This is a genomic window from Candidatus Allofontibacter sp. (genome assembly GCF_038145245.1).
In the GTDB taxonomy this organism is placed as follows: domain Bacteria; phylum Pseudomonadota; class Alphaproteobacteria; order Pelagibacterales; family Pelagibacteraceae; genus Fontibacterium.
This window is the reverse complement of record NZ_JAYQPI010000016.1, coordinates 1-16,981: the sequence shown is the minus strand read 5'-3', so window position 1 is coordinate 16,981 and position 16,981 is coordinate 1. Positions and strand designations below refer to the sequence as shown.

General features: G+C 29.5%; 15 protein-coding genes. 9 read left to right on the top strand and 6 right to left on the bottom strand.

Features of this window, described 5'->3' with window-relative positions:
• The 4 genes from lptB to AC8IGH_RS03310 all read right to left on the bottom strand — a co-directional run.
• The coding region (lptB, locus tag AC8IGH_RS03325; RefSeq protein WP_507419298.1) for an LPS export ABC transporter ATP-binding protein at positions 1–995 on the bottom strand (995 nt) is incomplete at its 3' end.
• A complete protein-coding gene (gene lptC / locus AC8IGH_RS03320; RefSeq protein WP_507419297.1) occupies positions 985–1,605 on the bottom strand; it encodes an LPS export ABC transporter periplasmic protein LptC in 621 nt (206 codons plus the stop codon). The genes lptC and lptB, both read right to left, overlap by 11 nt.
• Positions 1,605–2,564 (bottom strand): KpsF/GutQ family sugar-phosphate isomerase, encoded by a 960-nt coding sequence (locus AC8IGH_RS03315; protein ID WP_507419296.1) that lies wholly within the window; start codon positions 2,562–2,564, stop codon positions 1,605–1,607. Before AC8IGH_RS03315 ends, lptC begins: the two co-directional genes overlap by 1 nt.
• Positions 2,565–3,176, bottom strand: coding sequence for a ribonuclease D (locus tag AC8IGH_RS03310; protein ID WP_507419295.1), 612 nt, complete (start codon positions 3,174–3,176; stop codon positions 2,565–2,567).
• Positions 3,177–3,223: 47 nt separating this feature from the next.
• Here AC8IGH_RS03310 and AC8IGH_RS03305 point away from each other — a divergent pair, with 47 nt between their 5' ends.
• Positions 3,224–4,144 (top strand): complex I NDUFA9 subunit family protein, encoded by a 921-nt coding sequence (locus AC8IGH_RS03305; RefSeq protein WP_507419294.1) that lies wholly within the window; start codon positions 3,224–3,226, stop codon positions 4,142–4,144.
• Here AC8IGH_RS03305 and AC8IGH_RS03300 read toward each other — a convergent pair.
• On the bottom strand, positions 4,141–4,905 hold the full coding sequence (locus tag AC8IGH_RS03300) for an undecaprenyl-diphosphate phosphatase (protein WP_507419293.1): 765 nt from the start codon (positions 4,903–4,905) through the stop codon (positions 4,141–4,143). The genes AC8IGH_RS03305 and AC8IGH_RS03300 overlap by 4 nt on opposite strands.
• A gap of 220 nt (positions 4,906–5,125) precedes the next feature.
• On the opposite strand from AC8IGH_RS03300, the gene AC8IGH_RS03295 reads away from it, so the two are divergent.
• Genes AC8IGH_RS03295 through AC8IGH_RS03285 form a run of 3 tightly spaced genes read left to right on the top strand, consistent with a single transcriptional unit; the run spans position 5,126 to position 11,975 of the window.
• On the top strand, positions 5,126–6,577 hold the full coding sequence (locus AC8IGH_RS03295) for an NAD(P)-dependent oxidoreductase (RefSeq protein ID WP_507419292.1): 1,452 nt from the start codon (positions 5,126–5,128) through the stop codon (positions 6,575–6,577).
• 6 nt (positions 6,578–6,583) lie between these two features.
• Positions 6,584–11,095, top strand: a complete 4,512-nt coding sequence (gene gltB, locus AC8IGH_RS03290; protein WP_507419291.1) for a glutamate synthase large subunit — start codon at positions 6,584–6,586, stop codon at positions 11,093–11,095.
• Positions 11,079–11,975: a Rossmann-fold NAD(P)-binding domain-containing protein gene (locus AC8IGH_RS03285; RefSeq protein WP_507419290.1), complete on the top strand. Its 897-nt coding sequence runs from the start codon at positions 11,079–11,081 to the stop codon at positions 11,973–11,975. The genes gltB and AC8IGH_RS03285 overlap by 17 nt, the downstream gene beginning before the upstream one ends.
• On the opposite strand, the gene AC8IGH_RS03280 is transcribed toward AC8IGH_RS03285, so the two are convergent.
• The gene (locus AC8IGH_RS03280; protein ID WP_507419289.1) at positions 11,952–12,704 is read right to left on the bottom strand and encodes an alpha/beta hydrolase; all 753 of its coding nucleotides are present in this window, start codon (positions 12,702–12,704) and stop codon (positions 11,952–11,954) included. The genes AC8IGH_RS03285 and AC8IGH_RS03280 overlap by 24 nt on opposite strands.
• 26 nt (positions 12,705–12,730) lie before the next feature.
• Between AC8IGH_RS03280 and AC8IGH_RS03275 the strand changes: the two genes are divergently transcribed.
• The 5 genes from AC8IGH_RS03275 to rplT form a co-directional block, all read left to right on the top strand.
• Positions 12,731–13,870: a glycosyltransferase gene (locus AC8IGH_RS03275; protein WP_507419288.1), complete on the top strand. Its 1,140-nt coding sequence runs from the start codon at positions 12,731–12,733 to the stop codon at positions 13,868–13,870.
• A gap of 9 nt (positions 13,871–13,879) precedes the next feature.
• The gene (thrS, locus tag AC8IGH_RS03270) at positions 13,880–15,796 is read left to right on the top strand and encodes a threonine--tRNA ligase (RefSeq protein WP_507419287.1); all 1,917 of its coding nucleotides are present in this window, start codon (positions 13,880–13,882) and stop codon (positions 15,794–15,796) included.
• 10 nt (positions 15,797–15,806) lie between these two features.
• The gene (gene infC, locus AC8IGH_RS03265; protein ID WP_507419299.1) at positions 15,807–16,367 is read left to right on the top strand and encodes a translation initiation factor IF-3; all 561 of its coding nucleotides are present in this window, start codon (positions 15,807–15,809) and stop codon (positions 16,365–16,367) included.
• A gap of 69 nt (positions 16,368–16,436) precedes the next feature.
• The gene (gene rpmI, locus AC8IGH_RS03260) at positions 16,437–16,643 is read left to right on the top strand and encodes a 50S ribosomal protein L35 (protein WP_507419286.1); all 207 of its coding nucleotides are present in this window, start codon (positions 16,437–16,439) and stop codon (positions 16,641–16,643) included.
• A gap of 3 nt (positions 16,644–16,646) precedes the next feature.
• Positions 16,647–16,981: 50S ribosomal protein L20 (rplT, locus tag AC8IGH_RS03255; RefSeq protein ID WP_507419285.1), on the top strand; the 335-nt coding region annotated here is incomplete at its 3' end.

Here is a 16,981-nt window from a genome sequence, read left to right as displayed (position 1 = left end):
TCAACAATTTCTTTTGGAGATCCTTCAGCAATCAATTCCCCATTATTAATAATGTAAGCTCTATCAACAATATCGAGAGTTTCCTTAACGTTATGATCGGTAATAAAGATACTAATACCTTTATCTTTTAGGTGTCTAAGCATTTCCTTGAGCTCAATTATTGCAATAGGATCTAAGGCGGCAAATGGTTCGTCTAATAACAAAACTTTAGGAGAAGTTGTTAAACACCTTGCTATTTCAACTCTTCTAGCTTCTCCACCAGAAAGACTTAATGCTGAAGCAGTTCTAAGGTGTGCAATTTTAAATTCATTTAATAAATGTTCAACTAATTCGTCCTCTTTTTCTTGATCTTTGATAGCAACTTCTGCAACTGCTCTTATGTTTTCTTCCACAGTTAAACCTCTAAAGATTGATCTAGATTGTGGAAGATAACTAATTCCTTCTTTTGCACGCATATGAATGGGAAGTTCATTAATTACTTTATTATTAAAAATGACTTTACCTTGGGTTGGATTTAAAATCCCAAGGACTATAGAAAACAAAGTTGTCTTACCAGCACCATTTGGTCCAAGTAGAGCAACAATTTCTTGGGGATTAACACTTACACTTACATCTTTAAGAATAACTCTTTTTTTAATTATTTTTGTTAGATGACTAATTTCAAGAGTTGATGGATCTCTATTATAATAATAATCGTCAGAAATTAGCTTAAAAATATTATTATTTAATTTTTTATTAACTTTTTTTATAACTGCAGGTTCAATAATTTTCTCTTCTACTGGTTTTTCAATTGTTGTTTTATTTTCTAGAACTATATTTTCATCTTTTACGAGATTATCTTTGGAGAGAATAAAAGGTTTTTCTTCTTGAGTTTTATTTTTATGTTCAATAATTTTTTCCGAAAAATCTGAGATATTAGAATCAGCAACAGCTGCAAATCTTTTAATTACTTTTTTGTTAGATATAATTGTTAATTTTTGATCTTTATCTTTCATTACTTAATGTTCCAGTGACCTGTTTACCTTTTTCTTCCATTACAACTTCAACAGTTTTTTTAAAGGTATCAATTATTACCTTATCCGCTTTAATTTGACTAGTGCGTCGCTTTTTGGTTTTTGAGTCAGTTTCAATAAAATCTGCGATTACATTGCCGCTTACAAATATATTATTTGATTTCACAAGGTATTCAGCACGATTTGCAGTTACTACACCATCTTTTTGAGTTATCTTAACATTCTGTTCATACAAAATGTCATTTGTTGTTTTGTTAAATAAACCTGTTCTACTTACAATTTTTATTATGCTACCATCTTTTAATAAAAAATCGCTGTCCACTTCTTTTAATGCTATGAGATCTTGATTATCTTTGTCAATGGTAGCCAGCTTTGCTCTAACATTATATTGTTTCCCGCTTGCATCTACTCCGATATAACTTATGTTTTCAAAAACGTTACTTTCAGCACCTTCTGTAGGTTTTATATTTTTTGATGTAAGTTTTAATCTAAAAGTATTAATCGTTGGATAAACAAAATAGACAATAAAAATTATTGCAAGTCCAACTCCTATAATTGTTAGCTGTTTTTTTCTGATTGTATTGAGTTTCATTAAACTCCAAAACTAATAAGAGAATGTATGTGAATTAGTCCGTAATTATTATTTTTACCCTTAATAATAAGAGAAGTAATTTTTTTTTTATTCATTAAATCAAGAGCAGATCCTGCAAGCGTATCTTCAGAAATCATTTTTGGTTTTTTAGTCATTACTTCTTTTGCAGTTTTTTCTAAAAAGTTATTTTTATGGATTGAACGTCTAATATCTCCATCGGTTATAATTCCTGTAACTTTTTTAGATTTGTTTACAACCAGCACGCATCCATAAGTCTTTTTGGTAATTTGAATAACTACACTTTTTACAGATGCACTTTCATTTATGAATGGCACATCTTTTTTTTTAATCATAATATCTTTAACACGCGTAAGTTGTTTTCCTAATGCACCTGATGGATGATAAACGGCGAACTTTTCTTTGCTAAATTTATTTAATTTCATTAACGTAATTGCGATACTATCTCCCCATGCAAGTAACATAGAGGTTGAGCTTGTTGGTACAATATCAAGACCTGCCTCTTTTACTTTTGGAAGAACAATTTTAATACTGCTTGCATTAATCAAAGTTGAATTTTCTCTCGATGCGACACCAATAATTGGCATTTTAAATTTATGTGCATAATTTAAGATACTTTTTAACTCATCGGTATTTCCAGAATAAGACATAATCAAAAAACAATCTTGTTTTGGGTTGCAAGCACCAAGATCTCCATGGGCAGCTTCGGATGGATGCAAATAAACAGAAGGTACACCCACGGAACTTAATGTTGCAGAAATCTTTCTAATAATATGTCCAGATTTTCCCATTCCAACACAAATTATTTTTCCTTTACATTTTTGGATGAGGTCGATGGCTTTAATAAAATTAGAATTATAAGATTTAGATAATTTTTTAAGTGCATTAATTTCTTGAAAAATTACCTCTTTTGCAAAATTAATCTTTTGATTTTTTATCATTTAGTGCGCAAAAATATCTTGGTTATTCCAGCCAGCAAGATCTAAGGTTACTCTGTGTTTCAAAAATTTAAAACAATGTTCTGCTAGTTCCATTCGATTTTCTCTAATTAAAATTTTATCAAGCTCTTCTTTTATTTTATGTAAATATAAAACATCTGATGCCGCATAATTTATTTGTTGTTCAGTTAAAGTTTCGGTACCCCAGTCAGAACTTTGCATTTGTTTTGATAATTCAATATTTAAAAGTTCTTTACATAAATCCTTAAGACCGTGTTTATCTGTATAGGTTCTGCCAATCTTTGATGCAATTTTTGTACAATAAACATTATTAATATCTACTTTTAAGTAATAATTTAAAACAGCAAGATCAAATCTTGCAAATTGAAAAATTTTTTTAATATCATCATTTTCTAATATTTTTTTTAAATTATCAGCTTTAAATGTTTTTCTGTTAATTTGAATTAAATGAACCTCTTTATTCCCAGAAGTTATTTGTACAAGACAAAGTGGATCTCTTTTATAATCAAGACCCATTGTTTCAGTATCAATAGCAATAATTTTTCCCAAATTTAAATTATTAGGAAGATCGTTTTTATGGATTTTGACTTTCATGTTATTCTTAAATAAAAGATATTATCGTTAATTATTATGATTAAACAATGGCAGAAAAAAAAACAATAACAGTCTTTGGTGGAACAGGATTTATAGGTCGAAATCTAATAGCTAAACTTGCAAAAAAAGGGTTTAAAATAATTGTTCCAACGCGAAATCCATATCTTCATGGTTATCTCAAACCAATGGGAGAACCAGGTCAAATTGAAGTTTTAAAATTTAATCCTTTTGATTTTTCAAATCTTAATGAATTTATTAAAAGTTCAGAATTTGTGATTAATTGTGTAGGAATTTTGCATGAAAAAAGAAATCAAAGATTTGATCATGTTCATCATTTATTTCCAAAATTTTTGACAAGTATTTTAGATAAAAATGTTACTAAAAAATTTATCCATATTTCAGCATTAGGAGCAAAGAAAGATTCTAGCTCTTTGTATATTAAATCAAAGTTTCAAGGTGAAGATGTAATTATTAATAATTTTAAGAATTCAATCATTCTACGTCCTAGTATTGTGTTTGGAACAAATGATAATTTTTTTAATTTATTTAATAAATTAATAAACCTTTTGCCTATTATTCCTCTTGCAGGCGCTAAGACAAAATTTCAACCATGCTACGTTGGAGATGTTACGGATGCTATTATTAAAATTTTAGAAGAAATTAACTCTAATCAAATTTATGAATTGGGTGGTCCTAAAGTTTATACTTTTAAAGAATTGATTGAGACTTTACTTGTCTCGTTAAAAAAAAAAAGATTTGTAATTGAACTGCCAGACTTTATAGCGAGAGCTCAAGCAAAAATAATGCAATTATTACCCAATCCTTTAATTACTGAAGATCAGTTAGAGATTTTAAAATCAGATAATATATGTTCAAATGAATATCCAGGTTTTAAAGAACTTAAAATTTCAACAAGAACTGTTGAGATAGTTTTGCCTAATTATATTTTTAATCAGGTTATTCGTTAAATAAATAATAATATAAATACACCAAGAATTATTCTGTAATAAATAAAAATATTTAAGTTAAATCTAGAAATAAAAGATAAAAAAAATTTTATTGTAAGATAAGAAGAAAGAAAAGAGGCAATAAATGCTACTATTGCAATATAATTTAAATCAGAATTATTTGTTTTAATTAAATCTAAGACACCAAGAAAACACGCACCAGCAGTTGTTGGTATTGATAAAAAGAAAGAAAATTTTGCAGCTTCAAATCTTGAATAACCCAAAAAACGTCCAGCGGTTAATGTAATGCCAGATCTGCTTACTCCGGGAATAAGAGAAATAATTTGAAATAGCCCAATTATTAAAGAACTTTTTAAATTAAGATCTTTATATAATATTTTTGAATGATTGATTTTATCACTAATAAAAAGAATAATCCCAAAAACAATTAAAGTAATAGCAATTATTTTTATTGAAAAATATTCATAATTTATAAGGCGAAATTTATGAACAAAATATCCAACGATAATTACAGGTATAGTTGCTGTTATTATATTAAAAATCATCTTAGGTTTTTTTAATAATCCCAAAAGCTCTGAGAAAAAGTAAGTGATAATTGCAAGTAAAGAACCTAAATGAAAAACAAGATTTAAAATCTCATTATGATTATGATAATTTAATAATTGCTCTACCATGATAAGATGAGCATTAGATGAGATAGGCAAAAATTCTGCGATACCTTGCACAATTCCAAGAATTATTATTTTTATTAGCTCATCCATAATTAAAGCTTTAGTCTAGCTAGATAACTTTATAAATTTAATTATTAGTTAAATATTGTTTACAATTATTAATTGAATACTAATAAGAAAACCTTGATTTTACTTATGTTATGATAATTCATTCAAATTGATTCATTATTACTGACCTAATTTATCTTTTAAATATCTAGCTTTTATGTGAATAATATCAAAAAACACTAAATTTTAGGTATTTTCATCAATGTCAGAAAAAATGCTCAAATTTGTTAGTACAAAAGGGCAAACGCCAGAAAAATTAAGCTCATCTCAAAGGGTTAAGAATTTTTCTGAAATTTATAAAAGTTATATTGCTCCAAAAGCAGAAGAGCAATCTAGCAGATGCTCGCAGTGTGGAGTTCCTTATTGCCAAATTCATTGTCCGCTTTCAAATAATATTCCTGATTGGTTAAAGTTAACAGCTGAAGGCAGATTAGAAGAAGCTTATGAAATTTCTTCAGCGACTAACAATATGCCTGAAGTTTGTGGAAGAATATGTCCTCAAGATAGGCTTTGTGAAGGAAATTGCGTAATTGAAAGAGCTGGACATGGTACAGTTACAATCGGATCAATAGAAAAATTTATTACCGATACAGCTTTTGAAGAGGGTTGGATAAAACCAATTAAAATTAAAAAAAATTTAACACAAAGTGTTGGCATTGTAGGTGCAGGACCAGCCGGTCTTGCAGCTGCAGAACAGCTTAGAAAAATTGGATATGAAATAACTGTTTATGACAAATACGATAGACCTGGAGGACTATTAATTTATGGAATTCCAAATTTTAAATTAGAAAAAAATATTGTGGAAAGAAGAACAAAGCTTTTAAAAGACGGAGGAATAAAATTTGAATTAAATTTTATAGTCGGAAAAAATGCAACTTTATCTGAACTTAAGAAAAAACATGATGCAATATTAATTGCAACAGGAGTATATAAAGCTAGGGAAGTAGAAATCCCAGGATCGAATCTTAAAAATATTTATCCAGCAATGGAATTTTTAACAGCTTCAAATAAAAAAGGTTTGGGAGATAAAGTAAAAATGTTTGATGAAGGATATTTAAATGCAGAAGGAAAAGATGTTGTTGTAATAGGAGGAGGCGATACAGCAATGGATTGTGTTAGAACTTCAATTAGACAAAATGCCAAATCAGTTAAATGTTTATATAGAAGAGATAAAAAAAATATGCCAGGCTCTGCAAGAGAAGTGGTTAACGCTGAAGAAGAAGGAGTAGATTTTCAATGGCTTACAAATCCAAAAGAATTTATTGGAAAAAATGGAAAAGTAACGGAAGTCCTTCTTGATAAAATGAAATTAGGACAAGCTGATGCAACTGGAAGGCAAAAACCTGAAATCATTCAGGGCGCCGAAATCAAAATTAAAGCAGATATGGTAATCAAAGCTTTAGGATTTGACCCTGAAGACATTCCAAATTTATTTTCAGAGCCTAAACTTGATGTATCTAAATGGGGAACTATTAAAATAGATCTTAAAACAATGCAGACAAATTTAGATGGAGTTTTTGCAGCGGGAGACATTGTTAGAGGGGCTTCTTTAGTAGTGTGGGCAATTAAAGATGGAAGAGATGCTGCTGAAGCTATGGATATTTACTTAAAAAATAAAATTTCTAAATCATTAAAAAAAAGAATGGTTGCTTAATTATTTATGAAAATTTTAGATCAAAATTTGCAAAAACTCATTAAGGCAGGAGTTTATAATAAAGAGGATGAACACGACGCATGCGGAGTTGGTTTTGTTGCCTCTATTGATGGAAAACCAAGAAGGGAAGTAGTTGAAAATGGGATTGAGGCTCTCAAAGCAGTTTGGCACAGAGGGGCTGTAGACAAAGATGGTAAAACTGGTGATGGAGCTGGAATTCATGTTGAGCTATCGAAAGACTTTTTCGAAGAACAAATAAAAATAACAGGACATCAAACTCATAAAAACGATCAATTATGCGTTGGTATGATTTTTTTACCAAGGAATGATTATGGAGCTCAAGAAGCTTGCAGAACTATCGTTGAGCATGAACTGCTTTCTAATAATTTTTACATTTTTGGATGGAGACATGTTCCTGTAAAAGCAAAAGTTCTTGGAATTAAAGCGAACGATACTAGACCAGAAATTGAACAAATATTATTTTCTCCAGTGAAAAAAACAGGACCAGAGGAATTAGAAAAAAATATCTATATTGTTAGAAAAAAAATTGAAAAAAATATTGCTCAATCTCAATTAAAAGATTTTTATATTTCATCAATTAGTTCAAGATCAATAATTTATAAAGGAATGTTTCTTGCTGAACATTTGTCTGATTTTTATCCAGATTTGTTAGATAAAAGATTTATTTCCAGATTTTCAATCTTTCATCAAAGATATTCAACAAATACATTTCCAAGCTGGGAACTTGCTCAGCCCTTTAGAATTTTAGCTCATAATGGTGAGATTAATACTTTAAAAGGAAATATGAATTGGATGAAGACTCATGAACAAGGACTCGAGTCTGATTTATATCCAAATATCGATGAACTAAAACCAATTTTAAAATCAGGTAGTTCTGACACAGCTTGTCTTGATGCGGTCTTTGAATTGTTAACAAGATCAGGAAGATTATTACCTCTTGTTAAAATGATGTTGATGCCAGAGGCATGGTCCAAAAGAAGCAAAATTATTCCTCAAGCATATAGAGATATGTATAATTATTTAAATTCGGTTATAGAACCTTGGGATGGACCAGCAGCAATCGCTGCAACTGATGGTAATTGGATTTTAGCTGCAACAGATAGAAACGGTTTAAGACCATTAAGATATACAATTACGAAAGATAAAATTTTATTTGCAGGATCAGAAACTGGAATGGTTCCTGTTAAAGAAGAAAATATTATTTATAGAGGCAGAGTAGGTCCTGGACAAATGATAGCAGTCAATCTTGATGAAGGGATCTATTATAATGATAAGAAAATTAAAGATTTTTTATCTAAAAATCCTATTTACAAAAGATTCAGCCAAAACTTAGTTGAGATTAGTAAAAAATTTAAAAATTTAGAGGAATTTAATTCTTTCGAAGGTGATAAATTAAGACAAAAACAATATGCCGCTGGCATTTCTATTGAGGATTTAGAGATGATTTTGCATCCAATGGTGGAGGATCAAAAAGAGGCTGTTGGATCAATGGGTGATGATACTCCGGCAGCAGTTTTGTCTGATGTTTATAGACCTTTATCTCACTTTTTTAGACAAAATTTTAGTCAAGTAACAAACCCACCAATTGACTCGCTAAGAGAGAATAGAGTGATGTCTTTAAATACAAGAATTGGAAATTTACAAAATATTTTAGGCGAAGATTTATTTAATAAAAAAAGCTATCTTTTAGAGAGTCCAGTTTTATCTAATGCTCAATTTAAAAAATTATTTGAAGTTTTAAATGAGGAATATAGAGAAATAGATTGCACTTTTGACACTGAAGACTCAGAAGTTAATTTAAAAAATGAGTTAAAAAGACTTCAAACTGAAGCTGAAACAGCAGTCAGAGAAGGAGTCAAACATATTATTCTTACAGACGAAAAGATCTCTACAACAAAAATTGGAATTCCAATTATTCTTGCAACTGGTGCGGTGCAAACTCATTTAGTTAATAGCGGTCTTAGAAAATTTACTACATTAAATGTTAAATCCGCAGAATGTTTGGATGTACATTATTTTGCAGTTTTAATTGGTGTTGGCGCCACCACAGTTAATCCATATTTGGCATTAGATTGCATTTATCAAAGATTTCAAAAGAAAATTTTTGGAAAATTAACTTTTACTGAATGTGTTAATAATTACATCAAAGCGGTAAATGATGGGTTATTAAAAGTAATGTCTAAACTTGGTATCTCTGTAATTAGTTCTTATAGAGGCGGTTTAAATTTTAGTGGATTAGGATTAAGCAGAGCTTTGGTGGCAGAATATTTTCCAGGAATGTATTCAAAAATTTCAGGAATTGGAGTTTTAGGAATTGAAAAAATGATTAGAACTCAACATCAAAAAGCATTTAGAGGCAATGTTATTAGTTTACCAATAGGTGGATTTTATAAATTTAGAAAAGGTGGAGAACAGCATTCAAATCAGGCAATTACTATGCATATGTTGCAAACAGCCGTCGCAACAGACTCTTATGATTTATATAAAAAATATTCGAAAATTATTAATGAACAACACCCTTTAAATGTTAGAGATCTTTTGGATTTCAATTTAATTAAAAAACCAATTTTAATTGAAGAAGTTGAGTCTATCACTGACATTAGAAAAAGATTTGGAAGCGGGAGTATGTCTTTAGGAGCTCTTTCTAAAGAGGCACATGAAACATTGGCAATTGCTATGAATAGAATTGGTGGCGCATCATGTAGTGGAGAAGGTGGAGAGGATGCAAAAAGAGCAATACCAAAAGATAATGGTGATAATGCAAATTCAAGAGTTAAGCAGATTGCTTCAGCTAGGTTTGGGGTTACAGCAGAATATTTAAATAATTGTGATGAGATAGAAATTAAAATATCCCAAGGAGCAAAACCTGGTGAGGGAGGTCAATTACCAGGGTTTAAAGTGACAGCTGAAATCGCCACCTTAAGACATTCTACTCCAGGAGTTACTTTAATATCTCCGCCGCCGCATCATGATATTTATTCAATCGAAGATTTGTCCCAACTTATCTATGATTTAAAACAAATAAATCCTAAAGCAAAAATTGGAGTAAAATTAGTTTCCTCAACTGGAATAGGAACTATTGCTGCAGGAGTTGCAAAAGCAAAAGCAGATGTAATTTTAATAAGTGGACATTCAGGAGGAACAGGAGCTTCTCCATTAACCAGCTTGAAGTATGCAGGACTGCCTTGGGAAATTGGGCTAACAGAAGCTAATCAAATTTTAACTTTAAACGGATTAAGACATGAAGTTATTTTAAGAACAGATGGTGGAATTAAAACAGGCAGAGATGTTGTAATGGCTGCAATGATGGGAGCAGATGATTTTGGAATAGCAACAACTTCATTAATAGCTATGGGTTGTATAATGGTTAGACAATGTCATTCTAATACATGTCCCGTTGGAATATGTACTCAAGACGAAGAGTTAAGAAAAAAATTTACTGGTACTCCAGAAAAAATTGTTAATTTATTTTCTTTTATAGCTGAAGAAGTAAGAGAAATCTTAGCTAGCCTTGGCTTTAAATCTTTAAATGAAATTATCGGAAGAACAGATTTATTAAAACAAGTCAGCAGAGGATCAGCTAATTTAGATGATTTAGATTTAAATCCACTTTTAGTTCAAGCAGATCCAGGTGAAAATCCAAGATATTGTTTAAAAAGAGAAAGAAAAGAAGTTCCTGACAGTTTAGATAAACAAATTATAAAAGATTCACTTTCTATAATTGAAAAAGGTCAAAAGTTTCAATTAAGTTATGCAATAAAAAATACTCATAGATCCGTTGGAACTAGGTTAAGTTCAATTATTACAACGCAGTTTAAAAATAAAAAATTATCCGAAGATCATATTTTGATTAAATTAAGAGGTTCCGCAGGACAATCATTAGGTGCTTTTGGAGTCTCAGGAATCAAATTGGAAGTTACAGGCGATGCAAATGATTATGTTGGAAAAGGATTGTCGGGTGCAAAAATAATTATAAAGCCGGCATCCAATAGTGAAATACAAACTTCAAAAAATACAATTATTGGAAATACTGTTTTGTATGGTGCGACTTCAGGATTATTGCTTGCCGCAGGACAGGCTGGCGAAAGGTTTGCAGTTAGAAATTCTGGGGCTACAGCAGTTATTGAGGGGTGTGGAACAAATGGTTGCGAATATATGACAGGAGGAACAGTTATTATATTAGGCGAGATAGGTGATAATTTTGCAGCCGGAATGACAGGTGGAATGGCTTTTGTTTATGATCCAGAAAATAATTTTGAGAATTATGTAAATCCATCCTCGGTTATTTGGCAAAGGATTGAAACTGATTATTGGAATGACACTCTTTTAAATTTAATAAAATTACATGAAAAAGAAACTCAGTCAGTTTATTCAAAAAAAATTATTCAACAATGGAGTATTGAAAAGAATTATTTTTATCAAGTTTGCCCTAAAGAAATGTTAGATAAGCTAAAACAACCATTATCGAATAAGGCAGTTCATGGAAAAGCAGTCTAAATCAATTAATTTAGTTTGTTTTGGTTTTGGTTTAACTGCTAAATATTTCGTAAAAGAGTTATTAAAAAATAAATATAAAATTAATTTAATTACAACTTCAAGATCTAAAAGTTCTGATAAAAATTTTTTAAATATTAATTATAAGAGTTTTTATTTTGATAGTAATAAATTTGATAAAAGAGTTTCAAAGCATATTTTAAATGCAAGTCATATATTAGTTTCGATACCACCAAGTGATAGAAAAGATATTGTTATTGAAAAATTTTATAATGAGATAATTTTAAATAAGAGACTCAAATGGCTAGGATATCTTTCGTCAACCGGTGTATATGGAAATCATAATAGCAAATGGGTAAATGAAAAAAGCAAATTACTAACTAACAACAATGCAGGAATAAATAGGATTGTAGCCGAAAACGAATGGTTAAAATTAAGCCATTATCATTCTGTTCCAACAAGAATATTCAGATTATCAGGGATTTATTCACCAGAAAGAAATATATTTTTGCGATTAGCGAATAAACAAGTTCATTGTGTTAAAAAAAGTAATCATTTTTTTTCAAGAATTCATGTTGTTGATATAGCTCAAGTATTATTTAAATCTTTAATTTATTCAAAGCCTGGAGAAGTTTATAATGTGGCAGATAATATGCCATCTTCTTATGACAAAACCATATCTTACGCTTGTGATTTAATGAAAATTAAAATTCCTCCTTTTATTTCATTTCACTCTTTAAAAGAAGGCGAAATGAAAGATTTTTTTAAAGACTCAAAAAAAGTTAGCAATAAAAAAATTAAAAAAGATTTAAAAGTAAGATTATATTTCCCGACATATAAAGAAGGTTTTAGAAATATTTTAAATAATATTTTTAATTACTAAATCTAGTTTTTTTAAATCCTGGGTTCTTGATAAAGAGTGGTCCCCATCATTAATAATTGTTAAGTTTAATTTTTTACTTATTAAAGTTTTGGTTAATCTTATTGTATAATTCCAAGGAACCGAAGAGTCATTAATGCCATGTAGTAACTGAATTGGAAAATTGCATTTAATTCTTTTGTTAAGGACTAAGAATTTTCGTCCATCAAATATAAATTTTTTAGTTATAGGGTAAAAATTATTATAACTACTTTTTAATTTGAAAATTTTATTATTTTTGATTTTATTTTTCTCAACAATGCTTAGCTTTTTCCATATCAATTCTTCTGTAAAGTCAGGAGCTGGAGCGATACCCACAAAACCTTTAATTCTTTTATAAAAATATTTAATTAATACGAGCCCAATCCAGGCCCCCATGCTTGAACCAATAAAAACTATTCTACCTTCTTTTATTAATTCTTTTATAATTAATCTTGAATCTTCTATCCAATTTTTAATACTAAAATCTGTAAATTGCCCTGAAGATTTACCATGACCACTGTAGTCAAATAATAATAAATTTATTTTATTTTTATTTGCAAAAATTTTTAAATGTTTAGCTTTTTTACTATTAATATTTGACATTAAACCATGAAGAAAAATAATTGTAGTGAAACTTTTATTATTAATAAATTTATAATGAATTTTTTGATTGTTTTTTGTTAAAAAAAAATTTTGCTTTGGATTATTCATCGTTAAAAGTATAGCATATTAATTTGATGGATAAAAAAATTCGTTTATTGCAAGTTATCCCAAGATTAGATTTTGGTGGCGCAGAAACAGGTTGTAAAGATATTGGTCAATACATTGCTAATCAAAATTATTTTTCTGCTATTTTATGCTCTGGTGGTGAACAAATAAAAAATATTGATCAAACTAAAGTTAGAATTTTTAAATTTTCAGTTCACAGTAAAAACCCAATAATAATTTTTTTTAATATATTTGTGATTTTATTTATTGTTTGGTTTTTTAAAATTAATATTATTCATGTTAGAAGTCGAGCTCCTGCTTGGTCATGCTATTTTGCAAGTTTATTGTTAAAAGTCCCCTTAATTTCTACTTTTCATGGCACCTATAATTTTAATAATTCTTTAAAAAAATTTTATAATTCAGTTATGTTAAAAGGTAATTCTGTTATTGCTGGATCAAAGTTTATTTTTGATCATATAAAAAATAATTATAATTATTCCAAAAAGATTTTTCTTATACCAAGAGGAATTGATATTAATTATTTTAGTCCAAAAAATTTAAATATTGAAGATCGCAATAGTGTTAGAGCTCGATGGGAAATATCTGCTACAAATTTTTTAATATTGCTTCCTGGAAGATTAACTTTTTGGAAGGGTCAGTTTCTTTTTCTAAATACTTTATTATTTCTTAAACAAGACAATTTATTAAATAATATTAGTGGTATTATACTTGGTGACGATCAAGGTAGAGCTGAATATAGAGAATATCTTTTAAATTTTATTAGAGTTCATCAATTAGAGGAGAATATAAAAATTATATCACACGAAGCTTTCATGCCATCAGCTTATAATGCTTGTGACTTAGTATTATCTGCCTCTGTAGAACCAGAGGCTTTTGGAAGAGTTGCGATCGAAGCGCAAGCAATGGAAAAGCCGATACTTGCAAGTAATATTGGAGGCTCTAACGAAACAATTATTGATGGACAAACGGGCTGGTTATTTAAATCAGATGATGAAAAAGATTTAGGAAAGATGATTATTGAGATCTCAAAAAAAGATAAAAAACTTTTAAAAGATTTAGGCGCAAAAGGTAGATCTAATGTTATTAATAATTATACGGCAGAGCAGATGTGTTCTAAAACACTAGAAATTTATAAATCCTTAGTTTAATAAAGAGACATGCTCAATATCACGCTTTTAGACGGGAAAAAATTAAAATTTCCAGGAAAAGTTAATGGACATGAGATTGCAAAAACTATTAGTCCTTCGCTTTCAAAAAAAGCTTTAGTTATCAAAGTAAATGATAACTTTAAAGATCTTAGCGAAATTATTGAAAAAGATTCCACGGTACAAATTATCACACTTGAGGATGATTACGGATTAGAAGTCATAAGGCACGATACTGCTCATGTTCTTGCTATGGCAGTTCAGGAATTATTTAATGATACTCAGGTTACTATTGGTCCAGTTATTGAAAATGGTTTTTATTATGATTTTTCTAGAAAAAAACCTTTTACTGATGAAGATTTAGTTAAAATTGAAGAAAGAATGAGAGAAATTATTGATCGAGACGAACCAACAACAAGAGAAGTTTGGGACAGAGACAAAGCTATAGAACATTTTAAAAAAAAAGGAGAATTTTATAAAGCGGAAATAATTAAAAGTATTCCAACTAAAGAAGAAATTTCGATTTATTTTCATGGTAAGTGGCATGATTTATGTAGAGGACCACATTTAACTTCAACAGGAAAAATAGGCAAAGCGTTTAAACTTACAAAACTTGCAGGGGCTTATTGGCGTGGGGACTCAAATAATGAAATGCTTCAAAGAATTTATGGAACATGTTGGAGAAATAAAAAAGAGTTAGATGAGTATTTACATAGAATAGAAGAAGCCGAAAAAAGAGATCATCGTAAACTTGGAAAGATTATGGATTTATTTCATTTTCAAGAAGAAAGTCCAGGAGCCGTATTTTGGCATGAAGGAGGATGGCAACTATTTCAGTCGCTTATTGATTTTATGCGTCAAAGACAAACTGAAGCTGGTTATCGAGAAGTAAATACACCTGATATTCTAGATAAAACATTATGGGAAAAATCTGGACATTGGGAAAAATTTCAAGAGCATATGTACACAACAAAAACTCCAGACGAGAGAATCTTTGCAATCAAACCAATGAATTGTCCTGGTTGTGTTCAAATTTTTAACCAAGGACTTAAAAGTTATAGAGATTTACCTTTAAAATTGTCAGAATTTGGTAAGGTCCATCGTTACGAAAGTTCAGGATCTTTACATGGATTAATGAGAGTTAGATCTTTTACACAAGATGATGCTCATATTTTTTGTACTGAAAATCAAATTACAGAAGAGTCATTAAAAGTTACTAAGTTGATCTTAGATATTTATAAAGCCTTTGGTTTTGAAAATGTGATCTTAAAATATTCAGATCGTCCAGTAAAAAGAGTCGGAGATGATAAACTTTGGGATAAAGCAGAAGCTGCATTATTAGAAGCTGTAAAAGCTTCCAATCTTGATTATTCTATAAATAAAGGCGAAGGCGCATTTTATGGTCCAAAAATTGAATTTGTTTTAAGAGATACCATTGGTCGAGATTGGCAGTGTGGAACTTTGCAAGTAGATTTAAATTTGCCAGGAAGATTGGGCGCTACTTATATTGATAAAGACGGAGTTAAAAAGAATCCCGTTATGTTGCACAGAGCTTTATTTGGTTCACTAGAAAGATTTATAGGTATTTTGATTGAACATTATGCAGGTAAACTTCCTTTGTGGTTATCGCCAAAACAAGTTGCAATACTTCCAATTTCTCAAGAATTCGATGATTATGCAAAAAAAGTATCTGCTGAACTTGATAAAAACAAAATAAGGAATATTATCGATCTAAAGAATGAAAAAATTAACTACAAAATTAGAGAACACTCTTTATCTAAGACTCCAATTTTAATGATTTGCGGATCTAAAGAAAAAGAAAGTCAGTCAATTACAATTCGAAGACTTGGTCAAGAAAAGCAAGATACCTTACCTTTAAATGAAGCAGTGAATTTATTAGTTAAAGAATCTTTAGCACCAAAAATCTAGGAGTATAGTTATTAATCAGAATTTTCAAAATAACAGAAATAATTTTAAGTCTAATAGTTCTTCAAATCGTGGACCAAAAGTAAACGACAGAATAAGAGCAACGGATGTTCAATTAATCGGAAGTGATGGTCAAAATATTGGAATTGTTTCATTAAATGATGCGTTGATGACAGCAAAGGAGCAGGGATTAGATTTAATTGAAATTGCTCCAAATGCAAAACCTCCAGTTTGTAAAATAACGGATTTTGGAAAATATAAGTATGAGTTACAAAAAAAAGCAAGCCAAGCAAAAAAGAAACAAAAAATTGTAACTCTTAAAGAGATTAAAATGAGGCCAGGAACAGATGTTCATGACTATAATTTTAAGATGAAAGCAACTGAGAAATTTTTAGCTAAAGGAGATAAAGTAAAATTTACTATTAAGTTTAAAGGAAGAGAAATGCAGCACTTAAAATTAGCCCAAGATCTTGCAGATAGAATTGTAAGTGATCTAAAAATTACTGGTAAAGTTGAGCAGGCACCCAAAATGGAAGGCAAACAAATGACCTTCATTATTCAGCCTTTAAAATAACAGTTTCTTCAGTTTCATATTTATTGTTTTTCATCTTTAATATTAGTATAACCCGCTGGTATTTATTTTATGTATAAGATTAAAACTAAAAGCTCAGCTAAAAAAAGATTTAGAATTACAGCAACAGGCAAAGTAAAGATGCCCCAAGCTGGAAAAAGACATGGTATGATTAAAAGAACCAATGCTCAAATTAGAAGGCAAAGAGGAATGGCAATTATGTCAAAGCCTGACGCTAAGATTGTTAAATCTTATATGCCAAATAGTTTAAGAGGATAATTTATGTCACGAGTTAAACGAGGGGTTACTAGTCACGCAAAACATAAAAAAGTTTTTAAAGCTGCTAAAGGTTTTTACGGAAGAAAAAAAAATACAATTAGAACAGCCAAGCAGTCAGTAGAAAAATCTTTACAATATTCTTATAGAGATCGTAGAGCTAAAAAAAGAAACTTTAGATCACTTTGGATACAAAGAATTAATGCTGGCGTTAGAGAGCAAGGTTTAACTTATTCTAAATTTATTAACGGTCTCAATAAAACAAAGATTTCTATTGATAGAAAAATTTTAGCAGATTTAGCTTATCAAAATCCAGAGGCTTTTAAATCCATCGTAAAAAA